Below are 25,235 nucleotides of genomic sequence, written 5' to 3' on the forward strand. Positions count from 1 at the left end.
CTCCGCTCCCCCTCAGCCCTTGGCCACGGCCCGCAGCCGGTCCACGACGTCCGCCCGCAGCTCGGCCGGCTCGAGGACCACCACGTCCGGACCGAACTCCACCAGCCAGGCGTCCAGCCCGTGCCCGTACGGAATCTCCAACTCGTCCCACCCGTCGCCGAGTTCCCGCACCGAGGTGGCCTTCGCCCGAAGGGGATACCCGGCGTCCGCACGCAGCCGGATCAGCGCGGAGCGGTCGGCGGTCTCCCCCGCCCAGCCCGCGACGGTCTCGCGGACGGTGACGACATCGGGGATCTCGGCGGTGAACCGCCCGCTGCGGCTGCGGACCTTGCCGGTGATCCGCGACAGCCGGAAGACCCGCTCGGCACCCCGGTCACGGTCGAAACCGGCCAGATACCAGTGGCCGCGCCAGCACTCCAGCGCCCACGGCTCGACGTGCCGGGGTTCGGGATGGGCGGCGTTGGCCTTGCGGTAGTCGAAGACGACCGGCCGGCGGTCCCGGCAGGCCAGCATCAGCGGCTCGAAGGCGGCCTCGTGGACGGGGATGCGCGGCTCCAGTGCGCCGTGGGCCTCGTACGGGTCGACGTCCTCGGGCAGCCCCGCCGCGCGCAGCTTCTGCAGGGCACCGCTGGCCGCGCCGGCGAGCCGGGCCTGCTGCCACACCTTGGCGGCAAGACCCAGGGCGGCCGCCTCCTCGGCGTCGAGCGTGATGGGCGGCAGACGGTTGCTGTCCCGGCGGGCCAGATAGCCGGTCTCGCCGTCGAGGTTCTCCACCGTCTCGATGACCAGGCCGAGTTCCCGCAGGTCGTCCTTGTCCCGCTCGAACATGCGGCTGAAGGCGTCCTCCGAATTGGCCTCCAGATAGGCCTCGATGGACTCGCGCAGCTCACGCTTGCTCAGCGGCCGCCGCGTCCCGAGCAGGCACAGCGCCAGGTTCATCAGCCGCTCGGCCTTGGCAATGGCCATCGACGCCCTTCGCCTCCCTATGGTCCTTTACGACGATGACCGTACCGCCCCGAAGTGGCGTGGCAAAAGCCGAGGGCCCATGCCCGAGCAGGCATGGGCCCCAGGTGATCGGGTCCGGTCGGATCCGACGGTCAGACGGCGACCAGGTCGACCACGAAGATCAGGGTCTCGCCCGGCTTGATCGCCGGGGTCGGGCTCTGGTTGCCGTAGGCGAGGTGCGCCGGGATGGTCAGCTGACGGCGGCCGCCGACCTTCATGCCCTGCACGCCCAGGTCCCAGCCCTTGATGACCCGGCCGCCGCCCAGCGGGAAGCGGAAGGGAGTGCCGCGGTTCCAGCTCGCGTCGAACTCCTCGCCGGTGCTGAAGGCGACGCCCACGTAGTGGACGGTGACGGTCTGGCCCGCCTGCGCCACCGCGCCGTCGCCCTCCCAGATGTCCTTGATCTCGAGGTCCGCCGGGGGCTCGCCGCCCGGGAAGTCGATCTCGGGCTTCTCGATGCTCACGTCTCTAGCTCCTGCTTGTCTGCGGAAAGGCAACACGCACAGTCTTACATCACCGGCGGGTCACATCTTGGCCAGGATGTCGACCGAGAAGACCAGCACCGAGTCCTTCTTCAGGCCGCTGCCCGCCGGCGGGTTGTCGCCGTAGCCCAGCTTGGGCGGGATGACGATCAGGACGCGGCTGCCGACCTTCTTGCCGGTCAGACCCTGCGCCCAGCCCTTGACGACCTGCTGCAGCGAGAACGACGTCAGCGCCTTGCGGCTGTACGTCGAGTCGAACTCCTTGCCGCTGTCCCACACCACGCCCTTGTACTGCACGAGCACGGTGTCCTTCGCGCCGACCACGTCACCGTCGCCCTCGATGACGTACTTCGCCACCAGCCCGGTCGGCGCGGTCGCCTTCGGGATGTCGATCGAGGGGGCCTTGCCGTCGGTGTTGGTGCCGATCTTCGGCAGCTTGGCATCGCTCTGCGGGACGTCGGCGCCCTTGGCGGAGCTGGCCGCGTTGAACGCTCCCTGGATGTCGGCGACGAAGACCAGCGTGTCGGTCCCCTTGATGCCGGCCTGCGCGTTCCCCGTGGTGCCGTAACCCCAGGTCGGGGGCACCGAGAACAGGACGCGGCTGCCGACCTTCTTGCCGGTCAGGGCGTAGCGCCAGCCGTCGATGATGCTGCCCTGGGCGAGCTGGATGAGCAGCGGGGTCTTGCGGTCGTAGGAGTTGTCGAAGACCTTCGCGGTGTCCCAGACCTGGCCGAGGTAGTGGGCCTGGATGTAGTCGTTCTCCGCGACGGTCTTGCCGCTGCCCGCGATGACCGTCTTCACCGCGAGCTGCTTCGAGGGGTCGCCGCTGCCCTTGGCGACGGTCGGCTTCGAGCCGAACGCCGTGCCCGCCGTGATCGCCGGCAGCGGGCCGTCGACGATCTTCGGCGGCGGCGCGGCGGAGGTCGCCTGCGCGGAGGGCGACGCGCTGTCGCTCGCCTTGCTCGAGTCGGACTTCTTGTCGTCGCCGCACCCGGCGAGCGTGACCAGTCCTGCGGGTACGGCGATGAGTAGGGAGCGTCGGCGCACGGTGGGGGCCTCGTATCGATCGATCTTGGTTGATTGGCGTGCGCGCAACTCTACGGCGTGAGAAGGGCGCCGCACGGAAAACGTGCGGCGCCCGTGTTGCGTTCCGGTGTTCACCGGAACGTGGTGCTCACATCCCGGCGATCAGCTTCTCCACCCGGTCGTCCACCGACCGGAAGGGGTCCTTGCACAACACCGTGCGCTGGGCCTGGTCGTTGAGCTTGAGGTGGACCCAGTCGACGGTGAAGTCCCGGCGCTGTTCCTGGGCCCTGCGGATGAAGTCGCCGCGCAGCCGGGCCCGAGTGGTCTGCGGCGGAACGGACTTGCCCTCGAAGATCTTCAAGTCGTTGCAGATACGGGTCGCTTGGCCCTTCTTCTCGAGCAGGTAGTACAGGCCACGACGGCGGTGGATGTCGTGGTAGGCGAGGTCTATCTGCGCGACCCGCGGGTGCGACATGGTCATGTTGTGCTTGGCCCGGTACCGCTCGATGAGCTTGTACTTCATGACCCAGTCGATCTCGGTGCCGATCCGGTCGAGGTCCTCGGCCTCGATCGCGTCCAGCGTGCGGCCCCACAGCTCCAGGACCTGCTCCACGGTGCCCGTGCGGATGCCGCGGCGCTCGCAGAAGTCCACGGCCTTCTCGTAGTACTCCCGCTGCACCTCCAGGGCGGAGGCCTCGCGGCCGCTGGCCAGGCGCACCTTGCGCCGGCCGGTGATGTCGTGGCTGACCTCGCGGATCGCCCGGATCGGGTTCTCCAGGGTCAGGTCGCGCATCACGGTGCCCGCCTCGATCATGCGCAGCACCAGGTCGGTGGCGCCGACCTTGAGCAGCATGGTCGTCTCGGACATGTTCGAGTCGCCCACGATGACGTGCAGCCGGCGGTAGCGCTCGGCGTCCGCGTGCGGTTCGTCGCGAGTGTTGATGATCGGCCTCGAGCGGGTCGTCGCCGAGGAGACGCCCTCCCAGATGTGCTCCGCGCGCTGGCTGACGCAGTAGACGGCCCCGCGCGGGGTCTGCAGCACCTTGCCCGCTCCGCACAGCAGCTGGCGCGTGACCAGGAACGGGATGAGGATGTCCGCCAGCCGGGAGAACTCCCCGTGCCGGGCGACGAGATAGTTCTCGTGGCAGCCGTAGGAGTTGCCGGCCGAGTCGGTGTTGTTCTTGAAGAGGTAGACGTCGCCCGCGATTCCTTCCTCGTGCAGGCGTCGTTCGGCGTCTACCAGGAGTCCTTCCAGAATGCGTTCGCCGGCCTTGTCGTGGGTGACCAGTTCGGTCACGTTGTCACATTCGGGTGTCGCGTATTCCGGATGTGAGCCCACGTCGAGATAGAGGCGGGCGCCGTTTCGCAGAAAGACATTGCTGCTGCGGCCCCATGACACGACACGGCGGAAGAGGTACCGCGCCACCTCGTCGGGAGACAGGCGGCGCTGTCCCCTGAACGTACATGTGACGCCGTACTCGTTCTCCAGCCCGAAAATGCGGCGGTCCATGAGTGAACATTACGCCCGATCCCCTGAACTGAAACGGGGTTCGGCCGCACGGTTTGGATCATTTTCCGATGAAGCCGCAACGACCGCCCGCCCGGCGGGAGCTGCGAGGACCCGCCCGGTGGCCAGCAGAACCAGCAGCGACACACCCCCGGCGACACCGGGCACGGCGAAGCCCCACAGGGCCCCTCCGGCCTCGACGACCGGCCCCGCGAGGCCCGTTCCGACCGAGGCACCGACGGTGAACGTCGTCACCAGCCAGGAGAACGCCTCCGTGACCGTCCCGCTCGGCGCGTGGCGGTCGACCAGGACGAAAGCGCAGGCTATGCAGGGCGCCAGGAACACCCCCGCCAGCACGGTGAGCAGCACCATCGCGAACGCGCCCGGCATGAGCGTCAGCGGCAGATAACACACCGCCAGAAGCGCCACCAGCACCCGCAGTCGCCGGGCCGGCTCACCGGTCCACCGCCGCGCCCCGTACGCGGTGCCGCCGATCAGCGCCCCCAGCCCGAGAGCCGCCATCAGCCAGCCGTACACGGCGTCACCGCCGTGGTCGTCCGCGTACGGCACCGAGGCCACCGTGATGGAGCCCAGCGCCATGCCCACGAACAGCAGCGCGCCCAGCAGGGCCAGCAGTCCCGGCGAGCGCAGGGCGCCGAGCCAGTGCGCCTCGCGCGGTGCCGAGCGCCACGCGCGCGAGGGCGGCGAGACCACCACGGAAAGGGCTCCCAGCACACCGACGGCGTTCAGGATCAGCAGCCCCGCCTCGGCCGACCACAGGGAGACGCAGAGCGTCACCAGCAACGGGCCGACGGTGAACATCACTTCCTGCGCCACCGCGTCCATGGCGTACGCCGTGTGCACCTGCTCCTCCCGGCCCAGCACCGAGGGCCACAGGGCCCGCAGACCGCCCTCCAGGGGCGGTGTCAGCAGCCCGGCGACCGCCACGCACACGTAGGCGAGCGGAAGGGGATGGGTACCCGAGACGGCGAACCCGGCCATGGCGAGGGCCGAGGCGAGCGCGGCGGGCAACTGGACGCGCGGCTGCCCGTGCAGGTCCACGAGCCGCCCCAGGACCGGCTGGCCGACCGCGTTGGCGACGCCGTACACGGCCGCCAGCCCGCCCGCGAGGCCGTACGTGCCGCCCTCCGCGCGCACGAACAGCACGATCGCGATGGCGGCCGTGGCATTGGGCAGCCGGCCCACCAGCGTGCCCACGAGAAGGCGCGCCGCGTGCCTCGCCCTGAGGATCTCCAGGTATCCCGCGGCCATGCCCGCCTCCAAGTGTTACGTATAACCCCGCCTCTCATACGTACCATGTGCGCTGTTCACCCGTCCAGACAGAACGCCCGGACAGCACGTCCAGACAGAAGGAGCGACCCACGGTGGCACGCAGCGGCACGCGCCCGACCAGCCGTGACGTCGCGCAAGCGGCCGGAGTGTCCCAGGCGGCCGTCTCACTCGTCCTCGGCGACAAATGGCGCGGGCGCGTGTCCGAGGCCACCGCGGAACGCGTACGGGAAGCCGCCCGCGAACTCGGGTACCGGCCGAACCTCGCCGCCCGCAACCTGCGCCTCGGCCACACCCGCACCGTCCTCCTGGTCGTCCCGGCCCTCACCACCGAGTTCTTCGCCGGCGTCTACACGGGCGCCGCGCGCGTGGCCGCCGACCACGGCTTCGGCGTCGTCCTCTACCCCTCCCCCGAAGGCATCGGCCCGGCCAGGGACCCCTTCGCCTCCGCCCAGGCAGCCCTCGACGGCGTCATCGCCTCCTCCATGGCCGCCGACGCCCTCAGCGCCATCCGCGGCGACCAACTGCCCCTGGTGATGCTCGACAGCGACCCCGTGGGCAGCCTGGGCGCGGCCACGGTCAACCTCGACATCACCGACGGCGTACGCCAGGTCGCCGAACACCTGCTGAACCTCGGCCACCGGCGCTTCCTGCACCTCGCGGCGGACGTGCCCTCCTGGACCTTCGACGTACGCGCGCGTGAACTCGCCACCCGAATCGCCGCCGTACCCGGCACCTCCCTCCGCACGACCCGCGCACCGATCACCATCGACGACGCCCGCACAGCCGCCGAAACCGCCCTCTCCGCCCCCGGACCCCGGCCCACCGCCCTCGTCTGCGACGACGACAAACTCGCCGCCGGCGCCTACAAGGCAGCCCGACGGCTCGGCCTGCGCATCCCCGACGACCTCTCGGTCACCGGCCTCGACGACCTCGCCCTCGCCACCGCCCTCGACCCCGAACTCACCACCGTCCGCCTCGACGCGGAACTGTTCGGCGAGCACGGCATGCGAGCCCTCCTGGCCGTCCTGGACGGCCGCGAACCCGACGCCGGCGACATCCCCGTCGAACTGGTCGTACGAGGCTCCACAGCGCCGCCCAGCGGCCCCTGAACGCCCTGTGCCCCGGCCGCGTCGACGGCCGGGGCACACAAGGGTGAGAAACGGAGCGGGACGGACTACTCCTCGTCGGAGCCCTCCGTGCTGCTCTCCGCCTCGGTGGACGCCCCGTCCGCCTCCAGCAGCCGGGACAGCTGACGGCCGACGATGCGCTTGAACTTACGGGCCTGCGGACGCGTACGGTCCAGCACCGCCACCTCGAGACGCTCCGCGGGGATCTCCCGCTGCGTGCCGTTCGACTCACGGGACAGGGCCTTCACAGCCAGCTTCAGCCCGTCCGCGAGCGTCATGCCCTCCCGGTGCTCCTGGTCCAGGTAGTTGCTGATCAACTCCGCGTTGCCGCCGACCGCGACCGAGCCGTGCTCGTCCACGATCGAACCGTCGTGCGGCAGCCGGTAGATCTGATCGCCGTCCGGGGTCTCACCGACCTCGGCCACCACCAGCTCCACCTCGTACGGCTTCTCGCCCGCCGAGGAGAAGATCGTGCCCAGCGTCTGGGCATAGACATTGGCCAGACCACGAGCGGTCACATCGTCACGGTCATAGGTGTAACCACGGAGATCGGCATACCGCACACCGCCGATCCGCAGATTCTCGTACTCGTTGTACTTGCCGGCGGCCGCGAAGCCGATCCGGTCGTAGATCTCGCTGAACTTGTGCAGCGCGCGGGACGGGTTCTCGCCGACGAAGACGATGCCGTCGGCATACTGCAGCACGACCAGGCTGCGACCGCGGGCGATGCCCTTGCGGGCGTACTCCGCCCGGTCGGCCATGGCCTGCTGGGGTGAGACATAGAACGGCGTCGACACCGGTTATCCGTCCCTTTCTGTCGAGGTCAACTGGATCACCTTCACAAGAAACCGGTCGCCCGCTACAGCAGCGCGGCCCGCGGGCCGTCGGGCCGCTCGAGGCGCCGCTCCAGGATCGAGCGGGCGATCTCGGAGGACTCGTCCTCGGTGAGCCGACGGAAACCGTCCTCGGTGATCACGGTGACGATCGGGTAGATCCGGCGGGCGACATCGGGACCACCGGTCGCCGAGTCGTCGTCTGCCGCGTCGTAGAGAGCCTGCACCACCAGCGTGGTCGCCTGCTGCTCGGACAGGTCGTCACGGAACAGCTTCTTCATGGCACCGCGCGCGAAGACCGAACCGGAGCCCGTGGCCGCGTAGCCGTGCTCCTCGCTGCGGCCGCCCGTCACGTCGTAGGAAAAGATGCGGCCCTTCTCGCGGTCCACGTCATAACCGGCGAAGAGCGGGACCACGGCCAGGCCCTGCATGGCCATGCCGAGGTTGGAACGGATCATGGTCGACAGACGGTTCGCCTTGCCCTCCAGCGACAGCTGCGCGCCCTCGACCTTCTCGAAGTGCTCCAGCTCCAGCTGGAACAGCTTGACCATCTCCACGGCGAGACCGGCGGTGCCGGCGATGCCGACGGCCGAGTACTCGTCGGCGGGGAAAACCTTCTCGATGTCGCGCTGGGCGATCACATTGCCCATGGTGGCCCGGCGGTCACCGGCGAGCACGACCCCGCCCGGGAACGTGGCGGCGACGATGGTCGTCCCGTGCGGCGCCTCGATCACACCCTGTGTCGGGGGCAGTTGCCGGTTGCCCGGCAGCATCTCCGGCTGGTGCTCGGACAGGAAGTCCATGAAGGACGAGGACCCAGGCGTCAGGAAGGCAGCTGGTAGACGCCCGGTGCTACGAGTGTTGGCTTCCACGCGTTTCCTTCCAGGTAATCGGCAGCTCGGTTCATCGCTTCGGGGTCGTCCCTCAACAGGCCGAGGCCGGAATTGCAGTTGAAGCAAAGTACGCCACGGACCCTACCCGTCTCGTGGCAGTGATCAACCTGGGTGGCGGGCGCCGCCAAACAAATGCAGCAGACACCCCTTTGAGCCGCGATCATCTCGTCCCGCTCGGCCCTGGTGATGCCGTACTTCCTGCGGAGATGACCAGCCGGATCGCTGGCTGCCTTACATGCCTTGCATCGGCTCGCCAGCCCATCCGGCGCGCTGTTCTTTCGGTGCCACTCACTGTGGGGCTTCACCTCGCCACACCCACGGCAGTGCTTGTGGCCAGACGGGACAGGCACCCTCTCGCGCACTGTCCGCCCCAGCGCCTCCTGGCGCTGCCGGTAGTACTCCGCCGAGCACTCCCGGCAGTACGCCTGGAGTCCGTCGCGCATGGACTTGTTACTCGCGAAGTGCGCCCGCGGCTTTGCCTCCCGGCACCGCGAACACCGCTTCACCCGCCCATCCAGCACGTGCCTCCCCCGTCGCCCCACCTTCGATTCGAAGGAGAAAAGCGCCTACTGGCCACCCTTTTGAACGAAGCTTCGGACGAAATCCTCGGCGTTCTCCTCCAAGACATCGTCGATCTCGTCCAGGACGGAGTCCACGTCGTCGCTCAGCTTCTCGTGGCGTTCCTTCAGGTCCTCGGAGCCCTGCGCCTCTGTCGCCTGCTCCTCGACCTCCTCCGTGGAGCGCGTCGCCTTCTGCTGGCCGCCGCCGGTGTCCTTGGTCGCCATAACCCTCACCCCGCTCGGTTCGACGTTCTTGATCAGACCCTACAAGCAGGGTCCGACATCGGCCCCGCATTCCCTCAACGTACGGGGACCACCTCGATGATTCCCTTACGCCGACTTTTCCACCCTGCCGGGCGGAGACGGCCCGGGTACCCGCTCAGCCGCCCGACAGCACCCTGACCAGGTCTTCCGCCGTGCGGCAGCGGTCCAGGAGCTCCTTGACGTGATTTCGCGTTCCGCGAAGCGGTTCGAGGGTTGGGACGCGCTGGAGCGAGTCCCGTCCCGGGAGGTCGAAGATCACGGAGTCCCAGGAGGCGGCTGCGACGTCGTCCGCGTACTGCTCGAGGCAGCGTCCGCGGAAGTAGGCGCGGGTGTCCTCCGGCGGCTTCGTGCGGGCCTGTTCGACCTCGTCCTCGGTCAGCAGCCGCTTGATGCGTCCGCGGGCCGCCAGCCGGTTGTACAGGCCCTTCTCGGCCCGTACGTCGGCGTACTGCAGGTCGAGGAGGTGGAGCTTGGCGGCGTCCCAGTCGAGGCTGTCACGGCGCCGGTAGCCCTCCATGAGCTCCCGCTTGGCGACCCAGTCCAGTTCGCCGGCCAGGCTCATCGGGTCGTTCTCCAGGCGGTTGAGGGTGTCCTCCCAGCGGGCCAGGACGTCCTTGGTCTGTTCGTCCGCGTCGGCTCCGAAGCGCTCCTCGACGTACTTGCGGGACAGCTCGTAGTACTCCATCTGGAGCTGGACCGCGGTGAGTGTGCGGCCGCTGCGGAGAGTGACCAGGCGCTTGAGCGTGGGGTCGTGGGAGACCTGGTGGAGGGTGCGGACGGGCTGGTCCACGGCCAGGTCGACGGCGATGAAGCCGTCTTCGATCATGGACAGGACCAGGGCGGTCGTGCCCAGCTTGAGGTAGGTGGAGATCTCGGAGAGGTTGGCGTCGCCGATGATCACGTGCAGGCGGCGGTACTTCTCCGCGTCCGCGTGGGGCTCGTCGCGGGTGTTGATGATGGGGCGCTTGAGCGTGGTCTCCAGGCCGACCTCGACCTCGAAGTAGTCGGCGCGCTGGCTGAGCTGGAAGCCGTGTTCGTGGCCGTCCTGGCCGATGCCGACGCGGCCGGCGCCGGTGACGACCTGGCGGGAGACGAAGAAGGGCGTGAGGTGGCGCACGATGTCCGAGAAGGGGGTTTCCCGCTTCATCAGGTAGTTCTCGTGCGTGCCGTAGGAGGCGCCCTTGTTGTCGGTGTTGTTCTTGTAGAGGTGGATCGGCTGGGCGCCGGGGAGCTGGGCCGCGCGTTCGGCGGCCTCGGCCATGATCCGTTCGCCGGCCTTGTCCCAGAGGACGGCGTCGCGGGGGTTGGTGACCTCGGGCGCGCTGTACTCGGGGTGTGCGTGGTCGACGTAGAGTCGTGCGCCGTTGGTGAGGATCACGTTGGCGAGGCCGATGTCCTCGTCGGTGAGCTGGCTGGCGTCGGCGGCCTCGCGTGCGAGGTCGAAGCCCCGTGCGTCGCGCAGCGGGTTCTCCTCCTCGAAGTCCCAGCGGGCCCGGCGGGCCCGGTGCATCGCCGCCGCGTAGGCGTTGACGATCTGGGACGAGGTGAGCATGGCATTGGCGTTCGGGTGGCCGGGGACGGAGATGCCGTACTCCGTCTCGATGCCCATTACTCGCCGTACGGTCATGCGGCCCTCCTTGCCCGGCGGCGCCCTCGGTCGGGGACGCCGCTCAAGTACCGCTGGCGCTCCGGTGCGTGTGCGGTGCCCGTCCCCGCACTGCGCGACTCGGCGGTACCGAAGAGCCTAGAACGGCTTTGCGCTGGTGGGGAGATCATTTGCGTCATTGCCTTGCTCGCCTTTGTTCCGGTTAGTTGCCTGAAAAACAGTCGGCTGCGGGTACCCCGTCGAGGGCACCCGCAGCCGCCCTGTGTTTACAGGTACTGACCGGTGTTCGCCACCGTGTCGATGGAGCGTCCGGTGTCCGCGCCCTGCTTTCCGGTGATGAGGGTACGGATGTAGACGATCCGCTCGCCCTTCTTTCCGGAGATCCTGGCCCAGTCGTCCGGGTTGGTGGTGTTGGGCAGGTCCTCGTTCTCCTTGAACTCGTCCACGCATGCCTGGAGGAGGTGGGAGACGCGGAGGCCCTTCTGGTTGTGGTCGAGGAAGTCCTTGATCGCCATCTTCTTGGCGCGGCCGACGATGTTCTCGATCATGGCGCCGGAGTTGAAGTCCTTGAAGTAGAGGACTTCCTTGTCACCGTTGGCGTAGGTGACCTCCAGGAAGCGGTTTTCCTCGGATTCCGCGTACATGTGCTCGACGGCCGTCTGGATCATGCTTTCGACGGTGGTCGTCTTGCTGCCGCCGTGTTCGCCGAGGTCGTCGGCGTGCAGCGGGAGGCGTTCTGTGAGGTACTTGCCGAAGATGTCCTTGGCGGCCTCGGCGTCGGGGCGTTCGATCTTGATCTTCACGTCGAGGCGGCCGGGGCGCAGGATGGCGGGGTCGATCATGTCCTCGCGGTTTGAGGCGCCGATGACGACCACGTTCTGCAGGCCTTCGACACCGTCGATCTCGGCGAGCAGCTGGGGGACGATGGTGTTCTCCACGTCCGAGCTGACGCCGGAGCCGCGGGTGCGGAAGAGGGATTCCATCTCGTCGAAGAAGACGATGACGGGGGTGCCCTCGCTGGCCTTCTCCCGGGCGCGCTGGAAGACGAGGCGGATCTGCCGCTCGGTCTCGCCGACGTACTTGTTCAGCAGCTCGGGGCCCTTGATGTTGAGGAAGAAGCTCTTTCCCTGGGCCTGGCCGGTGACCTCGGCGACCTTCTTGGCCAGCGAGTTGGCGACGGCCTTGGCGATGAGCGTCTTGCCGCATCCGGGCGGTCCGTACAGCAGCACGCCCTTGGGCGGCCGCAGTTCGTGCTCCTTGAACAGGTCCGGGTAGAGGTACGGCAGCTCGACCGCGTCGCGGATGGCCTCGATCTGGCCGCCGAGGCCGCCGATCTGCTCGTAGCCGATGTCGGGTACTTCTTCGAGGACGAGTTCCTCGACCTCGCTCTTCGGAACGATCTCGTAGACATAGCCGGATCGGGGTTCGAGCAGCAGGGCGTCGCCGGGGCGGATGGTGACGTCCAGCAGCGGCTCGGCGAGCCGTACCACCCGTTCCTCGTCGGTGTGCCCGAGCACCAGGGCTCGCTCGCCGTCCTCGAGGATCTCCTTGAGGGTGACGATGTCCCCGACGCGCTCGAACTCCATGGCTTCGACCACGTTGAGCGCTTCGTTGAGCATCACTTCCTGGCCGCGTCGGAGCTCTTCGAGGTCGACGCTGGGGCTGACGTTCACCCGGAGCTTGCGGCCGCCGGTGAAGATGTCGGCGGTGCCGTCCTCGTTCGCTGCGAGGAAGACTCCGAAGCCGGCCGGCGGCTGTGCGAGCCGGTCGACCTCCTCCTTGAGGGCCACGATCTGGTCGCGGGCCTCACGGAGCGTGTTGGCGAGTCGCTCGTTCTGGGCGGACACGCCGGCCAGGTTGGTCTGCAGCTCGACGATCCGCTCTTCGAGAATCCTCGTGTGTCGCGGAGAGTCGGCGAGCTTGCGTCGCAGGACGGCGATCTCCTGCTCAAGGTAGGCAATCTGCCCGGCCGGGTCGTCGGACCCGCGTCCCGGGCGGATGCCGCGGTTCATGTCGTCGTCGTGGGCTGCCACGGTCCTCACCTCCTCCAAGGGGAGCTGGACGCTTCCAGACCCTACCTGGGTGGGTGTCGATTGAAACCCCTAGATCACAAAGACGGTAGGGGTGTGTCCGATCTTCACCCTTGCGCTCTCCCTCACGCCAGGGGAATACCCACCGAACATGATTGGAAAGCTGCCGGAGGTAGGGTCACAGTGTTCAACACCCGTCAGAGCTGGCCGGATTCCCGTCCGCTCGACTTGTAAACGGCAGGAGAGATGAGCGTGCAGCAGGAGGCCGTGGCCGACGGCGGGGAACTGGAGGTCTGGATCGACCAGGACCTGTGTACCGGTGACGGCATCTGTGCGCAGTACGCGCCCGAGGTGTTCGAGCTGGACATCGACGGTCTGGCCTATGTGAAGGGCGCTGGTGACGAGCTGTTGCAGGCGCCCGGAGCCACAACGCCCGTGCCGTTGCCGCTTCTCACGGATGTCGTGGATTCGGCGAAGGAATGTCCGGGTGAGTGCATTCATGTCCGCCGGGTTTCGGACCGGGTCGAGGTCTACGGTCCGGACGCTGAGTGATGTAACGGGTACGAGCCGTTACGACTGTCTGATTTCTCACATGCGCGGGTAGCGGGCCCTCAGACGCTGTGGGTACCGGCAGGTGTCGAGCGCACGAACGAGCCGTTCTTCCACTGCCACTTCACGTGGTCGGTGATGTCGGGGCAGCAGCGGGGCACGTCGTCGGAGGAGTAGCCGAAGACGGTCGCGGTGACGGCTCCGTCGCGTACGGCGAAGTCACTCACCGTGTCGCCGGTCTTGGGGGCGAGGAGGGTGGCGACCACGCGGGGCTTGCCGTCGGAGGCGCGTGTGATGACGTAGACGCCGTCGGGCGGGGTGCCCATGGGGGCGTCGCAGTGCACGACCGCGACGGTCTCGGGGTTGCCGTCGCCGTCCAGGTCCCCGCTGGCCTTCTTCCGTACGACCTCCTTGACCGGACCGCAGGTGATCGGGAAGTCCAGTCCCGCCGTACCGGGCGCGGTGGCCGTGTGCGCGGCCCTGGTGCGCGGGCCGGCCGGCTGGGCCGCCGTGGCCGGGTTGGACTGCAGGAGCGAGGAGAGCGCCATCACTCCGGCGACGGCCGCGGCGGTGGCGACCCAGTGGATCGGGCGGGTCTGGGTGTGCGCGAGTTCCGGAACGGCGGATTGCTGCACTACGAGCGTCTCCTGGGAGGGCTGTGCCGGTGGGAGTGGCCTGCATCGTGCCACACGTCACAGTGCGGTGGAACGCCGGGGTCCGGGGTGACGAACACGGGGGTGCCCGGATCGTACGGTTTGTGGCGGGGTGTCAATCAAAAGGCGCTGCGGCGTAGTTCCGTACGGTTTCCGGGGAACTCCGCCGCAGCGCCGACACGTTGACTGCGGTACGCGGTCGCGTCAGCGGCCGCCGCCTTCGGCGTTGGGTCCGGCGTAGTCCTCGCCGTAGGCGCCCTTGGCGGGCCGGCGACGGCGCATGGGGGGCTCGACACCGTCGGCGAGGCGGCGGGCGGTGAGCAGGAAGCCGGTGTGGCCGATCATCCGGTGGTCGGGGCGGACGGCCAGGCCCTCGATGTGCCAGTTGCGGATCATCGTCTCCCAGGCGGTCGGCTCGTTGAAGGAGCCGATCTCGCGGATGGACTCGACGGTCCGGGCGAGCTGGGTGGTGGTGGCGACGTAGCAGCACAGGATGCCGCCGGGGACCAGTGCCTTGGAGACGGCCTCCAGGCACTCCCAGGGGGCGAGCATGTCGAGGATCACGCGGTCGACGTCGCTGTCGGACAGGTTGTCCTGGAGGTCGCCGACGGTGAGCTGCCAGGCGGGGTGCGGGCCGCCGAAGTAGCGCTCGACGTTCTGCTGGGCGATCTCGGCGAAGTCCTCGCGGCGCTCGTAGCTGTGCAGCATGCCCTGGTCGCCGATGGCGCGCAGCAGGAAGCTGCTGAGCGAGCCGGAGCCGACGCCGGCCTCCACGACGCGGGCGCCGGGGAAGATGTCCGCGAAGGCGAGGATCTGCCCGGCGTCCTTGGGGTAGACGACGGCGGCCCCGCGGGGCATGGACAGGACGTAGTCGGGGAGCAGGGGGCGCAGCGCGAGGTAGGCGACGTTACCGGTGGTGCGGACAACGCTGCCCTCGGGAGCGCCGATCAGTTCGTCGTGCGGGAAGGAACCCTTGTGGGTGTGGAAGTTCTTCCCGTCCTCGAGCGTGAACGTGTAGTGGCGGCCCTTGGGGTCGGTCAGCTGAACCTGGTCCCCGACCTTGAAGGGCCCGCGCCTGCGGGCGGCACCGGTCGGTTCGGACATGTGAACAGCCTACCGGGGTTTGGGGAGGCAGCCGACCACTAGGACGGTCGGGCCATCGCCTTCACGAAGGCGCGCTCCACGTCCGCCGCCGACAGCACGCCGTAGATCTCGCCGGTCTCCTCCACGACCAGGTATTCGGTGGCGGGGGTCGCGCGCAGGGCGTCCAGCAGGTCCTCGCCCGCCAGTTCCGCCGAGACGCGCATGCCGTCGGTGAGCTCCTGGGCGAGGCCGCTGACCGCGACCCAGGGGCGGCGGTGTTCCGGTACGCCGACGATGGCGGCCTCGCGGACCAGGGAGAGGGGGGCGCCGTCGGAGTCGACGACGACCAGGGCGCGGGCGCCGGCGGCGTTGGCGCGGCGCAGGGCCTCGGAGAGGGGGGTGTCGGTCTCCACGGGGACGGCGCGCCGGGTGAGGTTGCGGGCGCGCAGCTCCGGGAGGTGCTCCCGCAGGCGGGCCATACGGAGGCTGTTGCCGGCGCCGGTCCAGATGATCGCGGCGAGGATCGCGGCGAGCAGGGCGTCGGTGACGGTGTCCATGCCGACGCTGTCCTCGGCGGTGGAGCCGAGCGCGCCGGACTGGGTGAGCAGCGGGAGGCCGATCAGTACGGAGACGGCGAGCGCGCGGCCGACCCAGGCGGCCGCGATGGTGCCGCTCATGGGTTTGCCGGTGATCTTCCAGACGACGGCGCGGAGCATACGGCCGCCGTCCAGGGGGAGGCCGGGCAGGAGGTTGAAGACGGCCACGATGAGGTTGGAGATCATCAGGCCGGCCAGCAGGACGCCGGGGACGGTGCCGGGCTCGACGGGCTGCAGGGCGACGTAGAAGATCCCGGCGAGGACGAGGGAGAGCAGGGGCCCCACGAAGGCCAGCACGAACTCCCGGCCGGGGGTCTCGGCCTCCTTCTCGATCTCGGAGACGCCGCCGAAGAACTGGAGCTGGATGCGGCGGACGGGGAGCTTGAAGCGGAGGGCGGCGACGGTGTGGGCGAGTTCGTGGACGAGGACGGAGGCGTAGAAGGCGACGGCGAAGAAGAGGGAGACGAGGTAGCGGGCGGCGCCGAGTTCGGGCAGAACCCGGTCGAGTTGTCCACCGAACACCCAGGTGATCAGCGCGGCCACGAGGAACCAGCTGGGGGCGACGTAGACGGGCACACCGAACGGACGGCCCATGAGGAGCCCGCCCCGGGGGGACTCGGGCCGCTGCGGCGGAGGGTTCTTGACGCCGCCGTGGGCGACGGCACGGTCGGGGTGGGTGTCCGGGCCGTGGTCGGGGCGGTCGGTGCGGTGACCGGGTACGTGGTCCTGGTCGCCGGTGGCGTGGGGGGCTTCAGCGGGGGGCTTCGGCCCGTCAGGGGCGCCAGCGCCGTGCGGGGAGGCGCCGTCGCCGTCCCCCGCCGGGGACTTCGCGCTGTCACCGGCCTCGGGCCCGCTCTCCGAGGACCCGCTGCCCTCTTCCTCGGTGAGCGCACGCGGATCCACACCGCCGTCGCTGCCGTCGGTGGCGCGGCTCTCCGCGTGGGTCCCGTCCTGTTCCTCGGTCGGCGATGTCTCCGTGCTGTTGCCCATCCGCGGGTCCCCCTCGGCCGGTTTCCTCGTCGTGGCGGGCCGGTCGGTCGGGGTGGATGAGGGGGTGGCCGGGGCCGCAGGCCCTGCGTGGTGCTCGGCCGGCTCGTCGGTGCCGGGCCGCGGCCCGCTCCCGCCGCTCTGGTCCACGATGTCCCCTCGTTAGAAGCGTCTTCCGCGCCTGCACGGCGGAAGGGTCTCGGGTCGATGGTATGCGGCCGTCGCGGCACGTTCCGCCCCGGCACCCCCCGTGTTTCCCCGCCGGTCGCCGCCGTCCCCGCGGCGGCTGGGTCACTGTCAGTGGCGGGCCGTATGGTCTGGGGTCATGGAGACGAGTACGGAGGGCGCGGCGGAGGCCAGGGGCGAAGCCGCCGCACAACCGGATCCGCAGGCGGCGGCCGGGGAGCCGGTGGCTGTCGCGGTGCCGGAGGCCGAGACGGGCACGGCGACGGGGGCGGAGACGCTGCTGGAGCCGACCGCTTCTTCGGGGGACGACACGGCGACGGCAGCAGTAAGTGAGCCTGAAGCGACGAGGGACGCGGTAGCGGAAAGGGAGCCGCAAACGGCTGGGACAGACCGGGACGAGGCAGCGGTGACAGACATCCCCGCGATCGCAGACGCCCAGGACACAGGCGCTGACGGGGCTGACGCCTCGGTCGAGGGCACCGTGAGCACACCCGGCGACCTCGGCGCAGCCGCTGCCCTCCCACCCGTCGCCGTACCCCCCGCCAGCCTCTCCCCCTCGCGTGCCAGTGACTTCATGCAGTGCCCCCTGCTCTACCGGTTCCGGGTGATCGACCGGCTGCCCGAGAAGCCGAGTGAGGCGGCGACGCGCGGAACGCTCGTGCATGCGGTGCTGGAGCGGCTGTTCGACGCGCCCGCCGGGGAGCGGACCGCGCCGCGGGCCAAGGCGCTGGTCCCCGGCCAGTGGGACCGGCTGAGGGAGAACCGGCCCGAGGTGGTGGAGCTGTTCGAGGACGATCCCGGCGGGGAGCGCCTCGCGCGCTGGCTGGGCGAGGCCGAGCAGCTGGTGGAGCGCTGGTTCACGCTGGAGGACCCGACCCGGCTGGAGCCCGCCGAGCGGGAGTTGTTCGTCGAGGCGGAGCTGGACTCGGGGCTGCGGCTGCGCGGGATCATCGACCGCGTGGACGTGGCCCCCACCGGCGAGGTGCGGATCGTCGACTACAAGACGGGCAAGGCACCCCGCCCCGAGTACGCCGAAGGCGCCCTGTTCCAGATGAAGTTCTACGCCCTGGTGGTGTGGCGCCTGAAGCGGGTCGTCCCGCGTCGGCTGCAGCTGGTGTACCTGGGCAGCGGCGACGTCCTGACGTACGACCCCGTCCTCGCCGACCTGGAGCGCGTCGAGCGCAAGCTGCTCGCGCTGTGGGAGGCGATCCGGCAGGCGACGGAGTCCGGCGACTGGCGGCCGCGTCCCACCAAGCTGTGCGGCTGGTGCGACCACCAGACCCACTGCCCGGAGTTCGGCGGCACTCCCCCGCCGTATCCGCTGCCGGTGAGGGCGGTCAGGTCCGTCGACGTCGCGCAGGGCAGAATGGGGCCGGACTAGCGAAGGAGAGTTACGTGGCCATCCGCGTCCTACTGGTCGACGACCAGCCGCTGCTGCGTACCGGCTTCCGGATGATCCTGGAGGCGGAGCAGGACCTCGCGGTCGTCGGCGAGGCCGGAGACGGCCTCCAGGCCCTCGACCAGGTGCGGGCACTGCAGCCCGACGTGGTCCTGATGGACATCCGGATGCCCCGGATGGACGGAGTGGAGGCGACCCGGCAGATCACCGGCCCCGGGCGGGACGGCCCGGCGAAGGTACTGGTGCTGACCACCTTCGATCTCGACGAGTACGTGGTGGAGGCCCTGCGCGCGGGAGCCAGCGGCTTCCTGCTGAAGGACGCGCCGGCCAATGAGCTCGTCCAGGCGATCCGGGTGGTGGCCGCGGGCGAGGCCATGCTGGCGCCGAGCATCACCCGGCGGCTGCTCGACAAGTACGCGACGCACCTGCCCTCCGGCGACGAGCCCGTGCCGGACACACTGCACACGCTCACCGAGCGCGAGGTGGAGGTGCTGAAGCTGGTGGCGCGCGGGCTGTCCAACGCGGAGATCGCGGCGGACCTGTTCGTCAGCGAGACGACCGTGAAGACGCACGTGGGCCACGTCCTGACGAAGCTGGGGCTGCGCGACCGGGTGCAGGCCGCGGTGTACGCGTACGAGAGCGGGCTGGTGCGCCCCGGCGCCCAGTAGAAGCCTCGGTAGAAGCGCGCGGCAGAAGCGCGCAGCACAAGGCCGTACGACGAAGGGGGCCGCTCGCCGTCGCGAGGGGCCCCCTTCGTGTGTCCGGCTGTCAGCCCTTGCTGAGTTCCCAGAAGCGGAAGACCGTGGACGCGTCGAGGCAGTACTCCAGGCCGTAGACGTTCTCCCGGGTGACGGCGTACTGCTTGGCCTGCCAGACCGGGAGGACCGGGAGCTGGTCGGCGACGATGTCCTGCAGCTTGCCGTAGTCGGCGTCGGTCGCGGCGCGGTCGCTCTCGGCGGCGGTGCGCGGGATGAGGGTGCTGGTGATGGTGGTGTTGCTGTAGTTGTTGCCCAGCACGTTGCCCTTGCCGAAGAAGGGCGCGGTGAAGTTGTCGGCGTCGGGGTAGTCGGGGACCCAGCCCTTCACGTACACGCCGTACTTGCCGGCCGCGATGTCCTTCTCGTACTGGTCGAAGGCGACGGATTTCACGGTGGCGGCGAACAGCCCGCTGGCGTTGAGCTGCCGGGCGATCTCCTTGAGTTCCTGGTCGGTGGCCGGGCCGTAGCGCGACGGGGTGGACCAGAGGGTCAGTGCGACCTTGCCGCTGATGTTGTCGGCCGCGAGCGCGGCGGCGGCCTTGGCGCGTGAGGGGCTGGCGCCGTAGGTGTCGAAGAAGGCCGTGTTGTGGCCCGCGATGCCCGCCGGGATGATCGAGTACAGCGGGGTGGCGGTACCCTGGTAGACGTCCTTGATGAGGGCGTCGCGGTCGAGCAGGTAGGCGATGGCCTTGCGGACGCCGAGCTTTCCGGCGACCGGGTCGTGCATGTTGAAGACCAGGTGCTGGACCTCGGCGCTGCTGCCCTCGACGACCTCGGCCTTGGAGCCGTTGCCGGCGTTCTGGAGGTCGGCGATGTCGTTCGCGGTCAGACCCCGGTAGGCGATGTCGACCCCGTCGTCCTGGAGGGCCTTCTTCAGGGCGGACTGGTCGCCGTGGAAGAACTTCAGGGTCACTCCGGAGTTCTTGGCCTTCGCGGTGCCCTTGTAGTTCTCGTTGACCGAGAAGACGGCCTTGTCGTCGCTGAAGGAGTCCAGCTTGTAGGGGCCGGAGCCGACCGCCTTGTCGTCCTTGCGCAGCTTGTCGCCGTCGTACTGCCGGTGGTCGACGATGGAGCCCGCGCCGGATGCGATCTTGCTCGGGAAGGTGGCGTCGGGGACCTTCAGCCGGAAGACGACCGTCTTGGCGTCCGGTGCCTCGACCTTGTCCAGCATGGGGAACATGATCGCGGGACCGGCCGCGTCGTTGATCTTCAACGTGCGGTCGAAGGAGAACTTGACGTCCTGGGAGGTGAGTTCGTCACCGTTGCTGAACTTCAGGCCGTCCCTGAGCGTGCACTGGTAGACCTTGGTCGACGCGTCGGTGAACGAGCAGGACTTGGCGGCCTCCGGCTCGGGTTCCGTGCCGCCGTTGGGGAAGCTGAGCAGCGACTGGAAGACGTTGTTGAACAGCAGCCAGGAGCCGGGGTCGTAGCCGGAGGCGGGGTCGGTGGCGAGGACGTCGTCGGACATCCCCATCACCACCGAGGAGCCGGTTCCCCCGGAGTCGCCGTCCTCCGTGCCGCAGCCGGTCAAAAGGCCGGAGGCCAGCCCCGCCACTACGGGCAGGACCGGCCACTGGTTGCGCATCTTCACAGCGGGTGCCTTGTCGTCGGTTGTCGGAAACCCGGGGCCGCCGTCCCCGAGCCCCGGGCACAGGGAGGTCAGTTGCTGGTGCCCCGGCCGAGCTCCCAGAGCTGAAGGGTGGAGGAGGAGTTGAGCGCGTAGGCGGTACCCGTGACGTCGTCGCGGGCGGCGACGTACTGCTTGCCCTGCCACAGCGGAAGGATCGGCACGTCGTCGGCGACGATGTCCTGGATCGTCGTGAGGTCATCGCCGGCGGCGATGCGGTCGGCCTCGCGGCGGGAGTCCGGGATCAGGGTGTTGATGATCCTGCTGTTCTTGTACGGCAGCTTCAGGAAGTTGTCCGTGTCGAGGAACGGCGCCAGGTAGTTGTCGGGGTCCGGGAAGTCCGGGAACCAGCCCATGCCCCAGACGTCGTACTCGCCCTTGCGTTCGGCCGGGACGAAGTCGTCCCACTTGGCGCCCTGGATGCTGACGTCGAACAGACCGCTGTCGTTGAGCTGCTTCTGCAGGATCTGGAATTCCTTGGCAGTGGCCGAACCGTAGTGGTCGGTCGTGTAGTGCAGCGTCAGCTTGACCGGGGTGTTGATGCCGGCCTTGATCAGCAGGGACTTGGCCTTGGGGACGCTCGGCTCGCCGTACTTGTTGAAGAACGAGTTGGAGTGGCCGGTGACGCCGGCCGCGACCAGCGAGTACAGGGGGTCGGCCTGGGTGCCGTAGACCTTGGAGACGAGCTCGCCGCGGTTGATCAGCTGGGCCATCGCCTGGCGGACGGCCTTGCTCTTCACGGAGGGCGCGTTCGTGTTGAAGGCGAGGTAGCGGATCTCCAGGCCGGACATCTCGACCAGGTCCTCGCTGCTGTTGGTGCCGGCCGACAGCTTCTGGATCAGGTCGGGAGACATCGTGCGGGTCATGACGTCGATGTCACCCTTGTCCAGGGCGGTGCCCATGGCGGAGGCGTCGTCGTAGGAGACCATGTCGACCTTGGAGTTGTTCACCTTGAGGGTCCCCTTGTAGTTGGGGTTCTTGGTGAACGTGGCCTTGACGATCGCGTTGTCCTTGACGTCGGCCGACAGGGTGTACGGGCCGGAGCCGTCGACGTCGAAGCCGTCGCGCAGCTTGTTCTTCTCGTAGTCGTCCGGGTTGACGATGCCGGCGACCGGGGTCGACAGCTTGTACGGGAAGGTGGCGTCGGCGGTCCTGAGGTGGAAGATGACCTCGTTGTCGCCCTGCGTCTCGACGGTGTCGATGGTGTTCAGCAGGGCGGAGACGCCGGAGTCGGCCTTGATGGCGCGGGCGCGGTCGATGGAGTACTTCACGTCGGCCGCGGTGATCTTGTCGCCGTTGGCGAACTTGAGGCCGTCGCGCAGGGTGCACGCGTAGCGCTCGTTGCCGCTGTCGGTGAAGCCGCACTTCTGGGCGGCCTCGGGCACCGGGTCACCCTCGCCCTTGGGCTGGATCATCAGCGTCTGCACGGTCTGGCGCAGGATGTTCCAGGTGCCGACGTCGTACGCGTACGCCGGATCCAGCGGCGCCGGCGCGGCCTTGGTCACGGTGAACCGGTCCGTGGTGCCGACGACGATGGCGTCACCGCCCCCACTGCCGCTGCCGGACCCTCCGCAGGCGGCGAGCACGGGCGCCAGCAGGCCGACGACGGCAGGCAGCACCATTGTCTTGCGGTTCATGCTCGTGATTCTCCAGAGCTGTTCAGGTCCGTGTATCCGGCATGCAGGGGTGTCGCGGCGGAACACGGGGGTAGGGGCGAGGTTCTCGCGACGAGATTAGTCCGCACCTGCACGGGGACCCGCAGCCACCGGAGTTGAGACGCCATCACGCAGTGAAACCGGGTGTGGACAGACCGAAAACCCTTCGGGGGAAGGATTAGTGCAGCCTTCCATCAATCAGGACACAAAGGCACCCCTGATCATGGAAAACAGGGGCAACCTGCACAACCGACCGTGACTGTCGACCCCCGTGCAAGTGGGGAACCTCACATATCCAACGGGCGGCAACAGTACTGGAATTCGGTCATCCGCCGGAAGGCGAATTCCCTTTCCGTCATCAGCCGGTGATCAGACCCCGGAGAAATGCCAAGTCGACCTCTTCCAGGGAGCCCACGACGGTTCTGCGGACGGCGGGGGCGATCGGTGCCACGGAGGGCACCACCACGACATGGCAGCCCGCGGCCTCGGCCGCGGCGACGCCGGTCGCGGTGTCCTCGACGACCGCGCATCTGGCCGGATCCACGCCGAGCCCGGCCGCCGCGGTCAGATACGGGTCGGGGTGCGGCTTGGTCCGCGGGACCTCGTCGCCGGCCACCGACAGGGCGAAGTGGTGCGGCCCGAGCGAGGTGAGCACCCGGTCGATGATGCGCCGGTGGGAGGCGGAGACCAGGGCGGTCGGGATCTCGTACTCGGAGAGTTCGGCGAGGAGTCTCGCGGCGCCCGGCATCAGCGGCAGAGCGCGGTCGATGCGGTCCTCGAAGCCCTGGTTGAGCAGGACCGTGAGCTCGGCGAGCTCGATGTCCGCACCGGTGGCCTCGATCAGGAACCCCGCGCTGCGGGTCATGGGACCGCCGACCACGACATGGCGCCAGGAGTCGTCGAGGACGTGGCCGAGGCGCGCGAAGATCTCCACCTCCACGTCCCACCAGAAACCCTCGGTGTCCACCAGGGTGCCGTCCATGTCGAGGAGCACGGCCTGCAGGGCTGAGCCTTCGGCCGTACGGGTTCCGAGCGCGGGGACCGTACTGGTCATCCGGGCGCACCTCCTTGAGGGACGATCAGGCCGGTTCCCGCGCGGGGAACCGGCCTGCAGTGGACCGACCAGTGTACGTCTCTCGCGGCGGAAGCGCCTCGTTTAACCGTCGTGGTCCAGGGCACACCGTCACTACCGCCGGGGGCCGCCCTGAGGTGCGTCGATGCGCCCTCAGGCGGCCCCTTTCGGGGTGCCTCCCCCGCGTCGCCCCTCAGCGGGCGTTGAAGTACTTCGCCTCGGGGTGGTGGATCACGATGGCGTCCGTGGACTGCTCGGGGTGCAGCTGGAACTCCTCGGACAGGCGGACGCCGATGCGTTCCGGTTCGAGCAGGTCGGCGATCTTGGCGCGGTCCTCCAGGTTCGGGCACGCTCCGTAGCCGAGCGAGAACCGGGCGCCACGGTACTTCAGGGCGAACATGTCCTCGATGTCGCTCGGGTCCTCACCGGAGAAGCCCAGCTCCGAACGCACCCGCGCGTGCCAGTACTCGGCGAGCGCCTCGGCCAGCTGCACGGACAGACCGTGCAGTTCCAGGTAGTCGCGGTAGGAGTTGGCCTCGAAGAGCTTCGCGGTCTCCTCGCCGATCCTGGACCCGACGGTGACGACCTGCAGCCCGACGACGTCCGTCTCCCCCGCCTCCTGCGGACGGAAGAAGTCCGCGAGACAGAGGCGGCGGCCACGGCGCTGGCGCGGGAAGGTGAAGCGGGTGCGCTCGTTGCCGTGCTCGTCCAGGATGATCAGGTCGTCGTCCTTGGAGACGCAGGGGAAGTAGCCGTAGACCACGGCGGCCTCGAGAAGGTTCTCGGTCTGCAGCCGGTCCAGCAGCCCGCGCAGCCGCGGCCGGCCGTCGGTCTCGACGAGTTCCTCGTACGAGGGCCCCTCGCCGGTGCGGGCCTGCTTGAGGCCCCACTGGCCCTTGAACAGCGCGCCCTCGTCGAGCCAGCTGGCGTACTCCTTGAGCTGGATGCCCTTGACGACGCGGGTGCCGAAGAACGGCGGCTCCGGGATGGGGTTGTCGGTGGCGACGTCGGAGCGGACGTTGCCCTCCACCGGCTGCTCGTCGACCTCGCCGGCCGGGGTGGCCCGCACCCGGCGCTGCTTCAGCTCCGGCAGCCGCGCCCCCGGCACCCCCCGCTTGACACCGATCAGGGCGTCCATCAGCCGCAGGCCCTCGAACGCGTCCCGGGCGTAGCGCACCTCGCCCTGGTAGATCTCGTGCAGGTCCTGCTCCACATACGCCCGCGTCAGCGCGGCACCGCCCAGGATGACCGGGTAGTCGGCGGCCAGGCCCCGCTGGTTGAGCTCCTCCAGGTTCTCCTTCATGATCACCGTGGACTTCACCAGCAGCCCGGACATGCCGATCACATCCGCCTTGTGCTCCGCGGCCGCCTCCAGGATCGCCGATACCGGCTGCTTGATCCCCAGATTGACCACGTTGTAGCCGTTGTTGGACAGGATGATGTCGACCAGGTTCTTGCCGATGTCGTGCACGTCCCCGCGCACCGTGGCCAGCACGATCGTGCCCTTGCCGGCCTCCTCGCCCTCCACCTTCTCCATGTGGGGTTCGAGGTAGGCCACCGCGGTCTTCATCACCTCGGCGGACTGCAGCACGAACGGCAGCTGCATCTGCCCCGAGCCGAACAGCTCACCCACCACCTTCATGCCGTCCAGGAGGGTGTCGTTGACGATGTCGAGGGCGGGGCGGTCCTGAAGGGCCGCGTCCAGGTCGGCCTCCAGGCCGTTCTTCTCCCCGTCGATGATGCGGCGCTTGAGGCGCTCCTCCAGCGAGAGCGCGGCCAGCTCCTCGGCCTTGCCCGCCTTCAGGGACTTCGCGGTGGCGCCCTCGAACAGCTGCATGAGCTTCTGGAGGGGGTCGTAGCCCTCACTGCGGCGGTCGTAGATGAGGTCGAGGGCCGTCTGGACCTCTTCCTCGCTGAAGCGGGCGATCGGCAGGATCTTCGACGCGTGGACGATCGCCGAGTCCAGCCCGGCCTTGACGCACTCGTCGAGGAAGACCGAGTTGAGCAGGATGCGGGCGGCCGGGTTGAGGCCGAAGGAGATGTT

General features: G+C 69.0%; 22 protein-coding genes. 4 read left to right on the forward strand and 18 right to left on the reverse strand.

All coding sequences use genetic code 11. The annotated features are described in order from the left end of the window. Positions 1-12: 12 nt before the first annotated feature. The 5 genes from ACWCQ1_RS21670 to ACWCQ1_RS21690 form a co-directional block, all read right to left on the reverse strand. The gene (locus ACWCQ1_RS21670) at positions 13-966 is read right to left on the reverse strand and encodes a helix-turn-helix transcriptional regulator (RefSeq protein ID WP_358604279.1); all 954 of its coding nucleotides are present in this window, start codon (positions 964-966) and stop codon (positions 13-15) included. A gap of 131 nt (positions 967-1,097) precedes the next feature. Beyond that, positions 1,098-1,469: an FKBP-type peptidyl-prolyl cis-trans isomerase gene (locus ACWCQ1_RS21675; protein WP_030945962.1), complete on the reverse strand. Its 372-nt coding sequence runs from the start codon at positions 1,467-1,469 to the stop codon at positions 1,098-1,100. A gap of 60 nt (positions 1,470-1,529) precedes the next feature. Beyond that, positions 1,530-2,534: an FKBP-type peptidyl-prolyl cis-trans isomerase gene (locus tag ACWCQ1_RS21680; protein ID WP_358604276.1), complete on the reverse strand. Its 1,005-nt coding sequence runs from the start codon at positions 2,532-2,534 to the stop codon at positions 1,530-1,532. Between the two features lie 127 nt (positions 2,535-2,661). Beyond that, positions 2,662-4,023 carry a Pup--protein ligase gene (pafA, locus tag ACWCQ1_RS21685; protein ID WP_062672158.1) on the reverse strand — a complete coding sequence of 454 codons (1,362 nt, stop codon included), beginning with the start codon at positions 4,021-4,023 and terminating at the stop codon, positions 2,662-2,664. A 9-nt stretch (positions 4,024-4,032) separates the two neighbouring features. Further along, positions 4,033-5,292 carry an MFS transporter gene (locus tag ACWCQ1_RS21690; protein WP_358604272.1) on the reverse strand — a complete coding sequence of 420 codons (1,260 nt, stop codon included), beginning with the start codon at positions 5,290-5,292 and terminating at the stop codon, positions 4,033-4,035. Positions 5,293-5,405: 113 nt separating this feature from the next. Between ACWCQ1_RS21690 and ACWCQ1_RS21695 the strand changes: the two genes are divergently transcribed. Further along, positions 5,406-6,422: a LacI family DNA-binding transcriptional regulator gene (locus tag ACWCQ1_RS21695; RefSeq protein WP_451027139.1), complete on the forward strand. Its 1,017-nt coding sequence runs from the start codon at positions 5,406-5,408 to the stop codon at positions 6,420-6,422. 65 nt (positions 6,423-6,487) lie between these two features. On the opposite strand, the gene prcA is transcribed toward ACWCQ1_RS21695, so the two are convergent. From prcA to arc, 6 genes are all read right to left on the reverse strand, one after another. Further along, positions 6,488-7,237: a proteasome subunit alpha gene (gene prcA / locus ACWCQ1_RS21700; RefSeq protein ID WP_133045023.1), complete on the reverse strand. Its 750-nt coding sequence runs from the start codon at positions 7,235-7,237 to the stop codon at positions 6,488-6,490. A 62-nt stretch (positions 7,238-7,299) separates the two neighbouring features. Beyond that, positions 7,300-8,145 (reverse strand): proteasome subunit beta, encoded by an 846-nt coding sequence (gene prcB / locus ACWCQ1_RS21705; protein WP_451027140.1) that lies wholly within the window; start codon positions 8,143-8,145, stop codon positions 7,300-7,302. Beyond that, positions 8,097-8,609 carry an endonuclease VII domain-containing protein gene (locus tag ACWCQ1_RS21710; RefSeq protein WP_358604266.1) on the reverse strand — a complete coding sequence of 171 codons (513 nt, stop codon included), beginning with the start codon at positions 8,607-8,609 and terminating at the stop codon, positions 8,097-8,099. Before ACWCQ1_RS21710 ends, prcB begins: the two co-directional genes overlap by 49 nt. A gap of 123 nt (positions 8,610-8,732) precedes the next feature. Further along, the gene (locus ACWCQ1_RS21715) at positions 8,733-8,951 is read right to left on the reverse strand and encodes a ubiquitin-like protein Pup (RefSeq protein ID WP_133045026.1); all 219 of its coding nucleotides are present in this window, start codon (positions 8,949-8,951) and stop codon (positions 8,733-8,735) included. A 154-nt stretch (positions 8,952-9,105) separates the two neighbouring features. Then, complete coding sequence (gene dop, locus ACWCQ1_RS21720; protein WP_358604262.1) at positions 9,106-10,617, reverse strand: depupylase/deamidase Dop; 1,512 nt, start codon at positions 10,615-10,617, stop codon at positions 9,106-9,108. 245 nt (positions 10,618-10,862) lie between these two features. Next, complete coding sequence (arc, locus tag ACWCQ1_RS21725; RefSeq protein WP_133045027.1) at positions 10,863-12,629, reverse strand: proteasome ATPase; 1,767 nt, start codon at positions 12,627-12,629, stop codon at positions 10,863-10,865. A gap of 243 nt (positions 12,630-12,872) precedes the next feature. On the opposite strand from arc, the gene ACWCQ1_RS21730 reads away from it, so the two are divergent. Further along, positions 12,873-13,178, forward strand: a complete 306-nt coding sequence (locus ACWCQ1_RS21730) for a ferredoxin (protein ID WP_133045029.1) — start codon at positions 12,873-12,875, stop codon at positions 13,176-13,178. Between the two features lie 59 nt (positions 13,179-13,237). Here ACWCQ1_RS21730 and ACWCQ1_RS21735 read toward each other — a convergent pair whose 3' ends face one another. The 3 genes from ACWCQ1_RS21735 to ACWCQ1_RS21745 all read right to left on the reverse strand — a co-directional run bounded on the left by ACWCQ1_RS21735 (position 13,238) and on the right by ACWCQ1_RS21745 (position 16,644). Then, positions 13,238-13,810, reverse strand: a complete 573-nt coding sequence (locus tag ACWCQ1_RS21735) for a hypothetical protein (protein ID WP_358604257.1) — start codon at positions 13,808-13,810, stop codon at positions 13,238-13,240. A 222-nt stretch (positions 13,811-14,032) separates the two neighbouring features. After that, positions 14,033-14,932, reverse strand: a complete 900-nt coding sequence (locus ACWCQ1_RS21740; RefSeq protein WP_133045031.1) for a tRNA (adenine-N1)-methyltransferase — start codon at positions 14,930-14,932, stop codon at positions 14,033-14,035. 38 nt (positions 14,933-14,970) lie between these two features. Further along, positions 14,971-16,644, reverse strand: coding sequence for a site-2 protease family protein (locus ACWCQ1_RS21745; RefSeq protein ID WP_451027141.1), 1,674 nt, complete (start codon positions 16,642-16,644; stop codon positions 14,971-14,973). A 517-nt stretch (positions 16,645-17,161) separates the two neighbouring features. Between ACWCQ1_RS21745 and ACWCQ1_RS21750 the strand changes: the two genes are divergently transcribed. Both ACWCQ1_RS21750 and ACWCQ1_RS21755 read left to right on the forward strand, forming a co-directional pair. After that, positions 17,162-18,061, forward strand: coding sequence for a RecB family exonuclease (locus ACWCQ1_RS21750; protein ID WP_451027145.1), 900 nt, complete (start codon positions 17,162-17,164; stop codon positions 18,059-18,061). Between the two features lie 14 nt (positions 18,062-18,075). Further along, positions 18,076-18,747, forward strand: a complete 672-nt coding sequence (locus tag ACWCQ1_RS21755) for a response regulator (protein WP_058926326.1) — start codon at positions 18,076-18,078, stop codon at positions 18,745-18,747. A gap of 100 nt (positions 18,748-18,847) precedes the next feature. On the opposite strand, the gene ACWCQ1_RS21760 is transcribed toward ACWCQ1_RS21755, so the two are convergent. The 4 genes from ACWCQ1_RS21760 to ACWCQ1_RS21775 all read right to left on the reverse strand — a co-directional run. Further along, the gene (locus tag ACWCQ1_RS21760) at positions 18,848-20,428 is read right to left on the reverse strand and encodes an ABC transporter substrate-binding protein (protein WP_451027142.1); all 1,581 of its coding nucleotides are present in this window, start codon (positions 20,426-20,428) and stop codon (positions 18,848-18,850) included. A gap of 68 nt (positions 20,429-20,496) precedes the next feature. After that, positions 20,497-22,101, reverse strand: coding sequence for an ABC transporter substrate-binding protein (locus ACWCQ1_RS21765; protein ID WP_133045034.1), 1,605 nt, complete (start codon positions 22,099-22,101; stop codon positions 20,497-20,499). 376 nt (positions 22,102-22,477) lie between these two features. Then, entirely contained in the window at positions 22,478-23,173 is a 696-nt protein-coding gene (locus ACWCQ1_RS21770; RefSeq protein ID WP_133045035.1) for an HAD family hydrolase, read from the reverse strand. A gap of 211 nt (positions 23,174-23,384) precedes the next feature. Further along, on the reverse strand, positions 23,385-25,235 hold a 1,851-nt coding region (locus ACWCQ1_RS21775), incomplete at its 5' end, for a vitamin B12 dependent-methionine synthase activation domain-containing protein (RefSeq protein ID WP_451027143.1).

It is taken from the genome of Streptomyces sp. NPDC002144, from assembly GCF_053593695.1.